This window comes from uncultured Campylobacter sp. (genome assembly GCF_938045225.1).
In the GTDB taxonomy this organism is placed as follows: Bacteria; Campylobacterota; Campylobacteria; order Campylobacterales; family Campylobacteraceae; genus Campylobacter_A.
In genome coordinates this window covers 1-7973 of the sequence record NZ_CALINL010000061.1, presented here as the reverse complement: position 1 = coordinate 7973, position 7973 = coordinate 1, and the positions used below count along the sequence as shown (strand labels likewise).

Sequence of the window (7973 nt, the reverse complement as noted above, 5' to 3'; positions counted from 1 at the left end):
CCTGCCATACTTTGGCTTCTCAACTGATACTACAAGAAGGACAGGACTTTTGCCACCAGAGCTTGGATATGGCAAGTCAGAGGGCTTTTACTATAAGCAGCCAGTCTATTTTGCACCTTATAATGAGTGGGATCTGGAGTTTGATCCGCAGATAAGGACAAACAGGGGCGCTGGAATTTACGGTGCTTTTAGATTTACTGATTCGCCTGATTCAAGAGGTGAGATTAGCTTTGGTTCATTTACTGATAAAAACAGCTACCGAGCCAAGCAAAAAAGCGAGACTTCAAACAGAGCTGAGCTAAAAAACAAAACTCACAAAGGTGTCGGGCTAAAATATGAAAGAGATAAACTCATAAAATACCTTAGCGAGGCAGATCTGCAAGAGGGCATGTGGATAGATGCAACCAAGCTAAATGATATAGACTATCTAAATTTAAAGGGCAGAGATGATGACTACGACTCGCTTGTCACCTCTAAATTTAACTACTTCATAGCAAATGACGATCACTACTTTGGCGCCTATGCGAAATACTACATAGATACCGAAAAGATCGGCTCAAAAAACGAAAACAAAGATACGCTTCAAGAGTATCCGAGCTTTCAGTATCATAAATTTACCGATAGTTTTATCCTGCCGAACGTGCTTTATTCTGTCGATCTCCACTCGCATAACTACACGAGAAAAATCGGCGTAAAAGCGACGCAGTACGAATTTAACCTACCGGTTTCATTTCATCTACCTTTAGCGGACGATTATCTGAAATTCTCGTATTATCACTATTTATACGCTACCCACGTGGACTATGCAAAGAAAATGTACCGTCCGACCGGAGACGAGGATAGGAGCGCAAACTATATAGAAAACTATCATAAATTTTCTCTCCAGACAGATCTAGCTAAGGCTTACGAGAGCTTCTATCATAGTTTAAATCTGGGTGTGGATTACGTAGTTAAAGCTTATAATGAAGGTGACCTACCAGATAGATATGAGACAGCCGAAGACGATGGCAACGTATACGTCTATGACATGCTCGGACGAAAATATCAGAGCTTTATCAATCCTCAGCACACTAGAGACGAGGTTTCAGCTAGAGCTACGCAGTATTTTTTTAACGAAGACGGAAGAAAATTTTTACGCCATACGATTTCGCAGGGTTATTACACCAAAGAGAACAAGCGTTCAAATTTGAAAAATATCATCGGCTGGTATCCGCTACCGAATTTGTCTTTTTACAACAGGCTTGAGTACTCTTATGACAATAAATACTTTGAAAAAGTTCAAAGCGGCGCGAGCTATACGCACGATAAATTCGGCGCTAGCCTCTGGCACACGATGCAAAGAAAAAATGCGCAGGAAAAGCAAAACTATCTGCACCTAAACGGCTACGTCGAGCTTCCGCATAACTACAGGCTATTTAGCGGTACTCAGTATGACCTTGAGCGCGACTATAACAAGCAGTGGCAGCTAGGCGTTTCTCACCGCAGAAAGTGCTGGAACTACACGTTTGTCTACGAAGAGGAGCTTGAACCGACTACGACTACCAGCGGAACGGCCGCCAAAAAATCAAGAGGCGTTTACTTCTTTATAAATTTCTATCCGATGGGTGGCGTGCATTACGACTTTTCGGTAGGACAGACGACGCAAGGTAGCTGATGAGCGATTACCGGGAACTTATGTTTGAAAACCAGCTCGAAGCAGCTGAAAAGTTGCTCGAAATTTTGCCCAAGAAGGAGTTGGTTGCAGGCGAATATCTGATAATATGTAGTTCTATAGACTCTGTTATCATGGTCGATAGCGTGGCTCGCGGGCTAAATTTGAGCTACGAGATTTTATTCTGCGAGCACATTTTTGCGCCGAATAACCCCGAGTGCGAAATCGCGATGGTTAGCGAAAAGGACGACGTGGTGCTAAACGATGAGCTGATTAAGAGCTTTGGTATTAGTTACGATTTCGTTTACGGTGAGGCCGACCGTAAATACGACGAAAAAATCCTAAAAAACGTATATAAATTTAGAAAAGGAAATTTAATCGGTGATCTAAAGGATAGAAATATCCTGCTCGTCGATGAGGGCTGCGAGACGGGTCTTACGGCGCTAACCTGCCTAAAAACGCTCATGCGCGAACGGGTAAAATCAGTCACCTATGCCACGCCGCTCATCGCTACCGACGTCGCCGCAGCTATCGCGCCGCTAGTGGATGAAATTTACGCCGTGCACAAGATCGCAAATTTTATCGAGGTGGATTTTTACTACGAAAACAAAATCGAACCAAAACCGGAAACCGTGCTTTCCATATTAGAGGAGAGTCCGTTTTATATACCATTACAAAAACAAGGAGATGTTAGGGCATGCAGTATTCAATAGAAGTCAATAATCAAGTCGAAATTTACGATATAAACAAGGTCGCGAAACAAGCTAGCGGCGCGGTGCTCTTACGTGTCAAAAATACCGTCGTTTTAGCCACCGTCGCTCGCGAGGACACGCAAGTTAGTGAGGATTTTTTACCGCTAACGGTGCAATACATCGAAAAAACATACGCAGCGGGTAGGATTCCGGGCGGCTACGTAAAAAGAGAAACCAAGCCGGGGGATTTTGAGACGCTAACTTCGCGCATCATCGACCGTTCGCTTCGTCCGCTCTTTCCAAAAGGCTACGCGTATCCGACGCAAATCGTCGTTATGGTGCTATCTTGCGATCCGGAGGTTGATCTGCAAGTCGTTGGTCTAAACGCTGCTTCGGTCGCGCTTTATCTTAGCGATATCCCGGTAAATGCGCCCGTTTGCGGCGTACGCGTGGGATATATAGATAATAAATTCGTAATCAACCCTAGCAACTCCGAGCTAAAAACTTCAGCGCTCGATCTTTACGTGGCAGGCGTTAAAGACGAACTTTTGATGATCGAGATGAGAAGTATCGCTACTGAAAAAGACGATATAATGCCTATCGCGCTAGATCCTATGATGGATCCAAATTTGGGCGGCGGCGTGATAGCGATGCAGGATATGAATGAATTTAGCGAAGATCTCATCGTAGAGGCGATCGCAGAAGCTGGCAAAGCTATACTTCGCGCCTCAAATGCTTATGAAGAAGCATTTAGTCAGCATAAAAAAGAAGACGCGCAGCTAGAGCTAAAGCCGGAGATCGAAAACGAGAGTGTCGCCGTCTATCTAAACGAATTTTACAAAAATGATGTAAAAGCCGCGATAAATCAGATGGCTAAAAGCGAGCGTGCTAGCGAACTAACCAAGATCGCTAAGCAAATTTTGACCGACGAAGTAGCTCAAAAAGAGGGCTGGGAGGAGGAGGTCGTCTCTAACGTCCTAGCTAAATTTAAGAAAAAAATCGTCCGCGAGCAGATCATAAACGAGGGCGTTCGAGCCGACGGCAGGGCGCTTAAAGAGGTCCGCCCGATCAGCATCGAGACGAATATCCTACCAAACGCTCACGGCAGCTGCCTCTTTACTCGCGGCCAGACGCAAGCTCTCGTGGTGGCGACTCTAGGAACCGACGGCGATGCGCAGATGTATGATATGCTAACGGAAAAAGGCGCCGTGACGGATAAATTTATGTTTAACTACAACTTTCCGGGCTTTAGCGTCGGCGAGGCTAGTCCGCTAAAGGCTCCGGGTAGACGCGAGCTGGGTCACGGCAACCTCGCTAAACGCGCGCTTGCGCCAAGCATCGACATAAATTCGCCTTATACCATTAGACTTGTTTCTGAAATTTTAGAAAGTAACGGCTCAAGCTCGATGGCCAGCGTTTGCGGCGGCTCTTTAGCGCTGAGAGCTGCCGGCGTCGATACGCCAAAACTAGTAGCTGGCGTTGCGATGGGGTTAATTTTTGAGGGCGATAAGCACGCCGTACTAACCGACATCATGGGGCTAGAGGATCACGACGGCGACATGGACTTTAAAGTCGCTGGTAGCAAAGACGGCATAACCGCGCTTCAGATGGATATAAAACTGGGCGGCATCAGCCTTGACGTGCTAAAAGAGGCGCTTTTGCAGGCACGCGAGGGCAGGCTGCATATATTAAATTTGATGGAAAAAGCAAATGAAAATATCTCGGTAAACGAAGATATATTGCCTAAACTAGAGCTTTTTAGCGTCGATCCGGGCAAGATCGTGGACATCATCGGGCAAGCCGGCAAAACGATAAAAGAGATCATCGAAAAATTTGACGTCGCCATCGACCTAGACCGCGAAAAAGGCGAGGTAAAGATCGCCGGCGCGCAAAAATCAAGCGTAGATGCGGCTAAAGACTACATAATACAAATCGTCTCAAAAGACGGCGGCAAGGGCTTTGGCGGTAGAAGAGGCGGCAGAGACGGCAAGCCACAAAAGACGCCTGAGTTTAATATCGGAGACGAATTTGAGGGCGAGGTAAAAAGCGTGGTAGAATTTGGCGCCTTTATCGGGCTTCCTGGCGGCGTGGACGGACTTTTGCATATCTCAAAAATCAAAACGCCTCTAAAAGCCGGCGATAAGGTCAAAGTAAAAATCAGCGAGCAAAAAGGGCACAAAATTTCCCTTTCTCTAGCGCAATAAATTTAAAGGAGAACCGATGCAGTATAAAAAAATATTTTTCCCAATCGGCGCGGGCGACGACGTAAAAGAGCGTATCAGAGGGGCTTTGCTGGTCGCTAAGCATTTTAATAGCCACATCGAGATTTTGGCTTGCCAGCTAGATCCAGGCGTTGTTTATAATATGAAAATGACGCTTAGGGGCGGAGTTCTTTACGATGAGTTTTTAAAGGCGGCGAAAGCTGAGCTTGGCGTCGAACACGAACGCAATGAGACTATTTTTCATAAACTTTGCGAAGAGCTTGATGTTCAGGTTAGCGACGAGCCGATCGAAGGCAAGACGACGGCTAAATTTACCACAAAAAGCGGCAAGCGAAGCGTAGTGGTCGAACAGGAGTCTAAATTTTGCGATATGGTAGTTGCCGCAGTACCGCTTGACGGTAAGATCACCGGCACTTTTGAAGCAGCGGTGCTAAAAAGCGGCAAAACGGCTATCACGATACCAAGGCGCATAACGAGCTTTAAGGCCGACAATATCCTAGTTAGCTGGAACGGCTCGACGCAAAACTCTCGCGCCGTGAGCAGCTCGATCGAGCTGCTAAAAAAAGCTAAAAAAGTGCATTGTATCACTTGCATGCCGCACTCTGGCGACGGTAGCGCAGAGGAAAATCTAAAAAAGCTAGAAGAGTACCTAAAACTGCACGACATACAGGCGACTTACGAGGTCGTTAGCACGACTTCGGTACCGGGCGAGGCATTGCTGCGAAGCGCTAAAGAGGGCGGATTTGATCTGATCGTGGCGGGCAGATACGGCGAAAACGGCTTTTTGGAGATATTTTTGAGTGGTACTTCAAGATATTTCCTTAAAAATACGACGATACCGGTCTTTATGTAAGACAAAATTCGGAGCCGAATTTTTGAATTTGAAGTTTGGCTTCAACCCAAATTTAAGCAGCCGACCTTTTATAATGGGTCGGCTGTTTTTTTTGATTTTGTGACCGACTTCAGGCGCTTGCCGATTAAATTTGTGATTTTTATTTAGGCTCAACGGAACTTAATACAAATACAAGGAGCATTAAGTTACGATGAGTTCGATGAAAAATAAATATATAGTCCGTTCCCGAATTTCGGAAAAGAAATTTAGAGAAATTCTATGGTATTTCTCAGCCGATATAGAAGCCGTAAAAATAGCAGAATTTACTGATATCTCAGAAAAAGCAATCAACCTTGCGCTTGCGCTCTCTTTGAGAAAATAACCAAGAATATAATAGCTTTAATAGCCAATGAGCGTGAAAAAATAGGTAAGTTTTCAAGTGAAATATAAATAGACGAAAGCTACTTTTTACTTCGCTTAGCTCGTAACTGCAAACAGAGCGGAGCTAGGAGAGTAAGAGGCAAGAAGCGTAGAGGAGCTGGCGGAAAGCAACCGGTATTCGGTATGCTTAAAAGAGACGGCAAGGTCTATACCCAGATAGTTAAAAAACTGCTCTGTTAGTGAGCTAAGACCTATTATTGCAATATAGCGTATACTATATACTTTGATTGCTGGAAAGCCTATGATGGCTTGGTTGATTATGGAGCCAAAGCTCACTACAGAGTGAAGCACTCTAAAAATGAATTCGCTAACGGTAAAAAACCACATAAACGGTATTGAAAACTTTTGGCTACGGCTTGCGTTGCTACTGCGAGCAGGCGGTGATATGCTAAACATAGATTATTTAAATTTAAAGGGATCTTCTCAAGCGTAGCGACGGTAGCGACCAAAGGGAAGCTAAAAGAAAAGAGAATTTCTTACTTCATCTTAAAGAGTGTGAATTTAGATATAATACTGAAACTACACAGGAAAACTTATATTATAAACTATTGAAATTGGTAAGAGGTCTTATAAGCGGCAAGACGAAGTCGCATCTAAAAATCCGCTTAAGTTCCGTTGGGTAAAATAAAATTATGAAAGTATTTTTGTCAGTCATGCTTGATTTTATCTTTTGCTGTGTTGTGATATTTGTCATCAGTGTAGGCGGTCATCAGAAGGGAAAACGTAAAGGTTTAAGTATAGATAAGTATTAAAATGTATTTAAGTAGAGTGTACAAACATTAAATGACATATGAATACCTGAAAACTAGTTTTTTTGTTTGTCTTTGGAATTTGACAAGATAGCTTAAAAAATTTTTTTGTTGAAAGCAATAAGTATTATGGTGCGACCTGCGAGATTTGAACTCGCACACCCTTCGGCACTACCACCTCAAAGTAGCGTGTCTACCGTTCCACCAAGGTCGCACATGGATTAAAAGAACAAAGAGCGGGATGAGCCCGCCCGAGATTATAACATTGGGTTTGCGTAAAGAACGATTAGTGCGATAACTAGTGCGTAGATAACTTGCGCTTCGATCATCGCAAGAGCAACGAACATCGTCGTAGTTAGCTTGCTGCCCACGCCTGGATTTCTAGCTGTGCCTGAGATTGTCGCAGATGCGGTATTTCCCATACCGATAGCGCCGCCAAGAGCCGCTAGGCCTAGGCCAACTGCTGCTGCAAGAACAGAGTAAGATTTTAGCATTTCGCCGCCGTCCGCAAACGCGAAGCTGGCAAAAGCCATCATTAAGAAAACAACTTTTTTCATAAAGTCTCCTTGTAAATTTAAGCCATTTCGGATCAGACCCCTACTTTGAAGCTTTGAGAGCGCATTTTATAAAAATTTAGCTTTGAGTTACTTAAAACCGAGAAAAATTTTCATAAATTTTCCGTTCGTCAAATTTATCCACGTACAGTGCTACAAATTTACAAAAAATTTCAGCGATGTTTCGTTTTTCCACGAATTTATTTAAAAATTAGAATTTTAAAAGCTTTTTTATGCTAGCCTCGCTTCTGAAATTTTAAATACTAAGGTTAAATTTGGCGCAGGATAAATTTTCTAAAATCGGCTTTATCTTAGCCGTCGCGGGCTCTGCGGTGGGTCTTGGAAATGCGTGGAAATTCCCGTATCTAGTCGGTCAAAACGGCGGTTCGGCCTTCGTGCTTTTGTATCTTTTTATGACGTTTTTTATCGGGCTTGCGATATTTTTCGGCGAGATAGCTATCGGTAAGCTTTCCGAATCCGACCCTGTAAATGCCTTTAAAAAACTTGCCCCAAAGCGCAAAGAAGCGTGGAAATTTGCAGGTTTTACTATGATAGGCGCGATCATCATCGCCTCTTTTTACACGGTCATCATCGGATGGATACTAAAATACGCAGTTATGGTAATAACCGAGCTGCCAAAGGATGTTGAGGCTTCCGAGAAAATTTTCGGCAGTTTTTACGCTAACGACGCCGCGTCTCAAATTTTTTACTTCACGATCGTATTTTTTCTATGTATTTTTATCGTTTCAAAAGGCATAAAAAGCGGCATCGAGCGCGTAAACGTCTGGATGATGCCTTCGCTTCTTATTTTACTTATCATCATGCTTAGCTA

The 7973-nt window shown here is 43.8% G+C and carries 6 protein-coding genes, 1 tRNA gene and 1 pseudogene; 6 read left to right on the top strand and 2 right to left on the bottom strand.

Features of this window, described 5'->3' with window-relative positions; translation table 11 throughout:
* The 5 genes and pseudogenes from lptD to Q0200_RS02865 form a co-directional block, all read left to right on the top strand.
* A partial coding sequence (gene lptD, locus Q0200_RS02885) for an LPS assembly protein LptD (protein WP_297937509.1) occupies positions 1-1654 on the top strand: 1654 nt, incomplete at its 5' end.
* Positions 1654-2364 carry a phosphoribosyltransferase family protein gene (locus tag Q0200_RS02880; protein ID WP_297937508.1) on the top strand — a complete coding sequence of 237 codons (711 nt, stop codon included), beginning with the start codon at positions 1654-1656 and terminating at the stop codon, positions 2362-2364. The genes lptD and Q0200_RS02880, both read left to right, overlap by 1 nt.
* On the top strand, positions 2349-4547 hold the full coding sequence (locus tag Q0200_RS02875; protein WP_297937506.1) for a polyribonucleotide nucleotidyltransferase: 2199 nt from the start codon (positions 2349-2351) through the stop codon (positions 4545-4547). Before Q0200_RS02880 ends, Q0200_RS02875 begins: the two co-directional genes overlap by 16 nt.
* Before the next feature lie 16 nt (positions 4548-4563).
* The gene (locus Q0200_RS02870) at positions 4564-5418 is read left to right on the top strand and encodes a universal stress protein (RefSeq protein WP_297937504.1); all 855 of its coding nucleotides are present in this window, start codon (positions 4564-4566) and stop codon (positions 5416-5418) included.
* A 199-nt stretch (positions 5419-5617) separates the two neighbouring features.
* Positions 5618-6461 (top strand): annotated as a pseudogene (locus tag Q0200_RS02865) (IS1595 family transposase).
* A gap of 256 nt (positions 6462-6717) precedes the next feature.
* On the opposite strand, the gene Q0200_RS02860 reads toward Q0200_RS02865, so the two are convergent.
* Positions 6718-6801 (bottom strand) — tRNA-Leu (locus Q0200_RS02860).
* 43 nt (positions 6802-6844) lie between these two features.
* Positions 6845-7144, bottom strand: a complete 300-nt coding sequence (locus Q0200_RS02855) for a F0F1 ATP synthase subunit C (RefSeq protein WP_122862636.1) — start codon at positions 7142-7144, stop codon at positions 6845-6847.
* A gap of 272 nt (positions 7145-7416) precedes the next feature.
* Between Q0200_RS02855 and Q0200_RS02850 the strand changes: the two genes are divergently transcribed.
* Positions 7417-7973: sodium-dependent transporter (locus Q0200_RS02850; protein ID WP_297937500.1), on the top strand; the 557-nt coding region annotated here is incomplete at its 3' end.

Excerpts from the sequence above, each read along its gene's own strand:
- Q0200_RS02880 (WP_297937508.1), top strand. The coding sequence starts at position 1,654 with ATGAGCGATTACCGGGAACTTATGTTTGAAAACCAGCTCGAAGCAGCT.
- Q0200_RS02875 (WP_297937506.1), top strand. The coding sequence starts at position 2,349 with ATGCAGTATTCAATAGAAGTCAATAATCAAGTCGAAATTTACGATATA.
- Q0200_RS02870 (WP_297937504.1), top strand. The coding sequence starts at position 4,564 with ATGCAGTATAAAAAAATATTTTTCCCAATCGGCGCGGGCGACGACGTA.
- Q0200_RS02855 (WP_122862636.1), bottom strand. The coding sequence starts at position 7,144 with ATGAAAAAAGTTGTTTTCTTAATGATGGCTTTTGCCAGCTTCGCGTTT.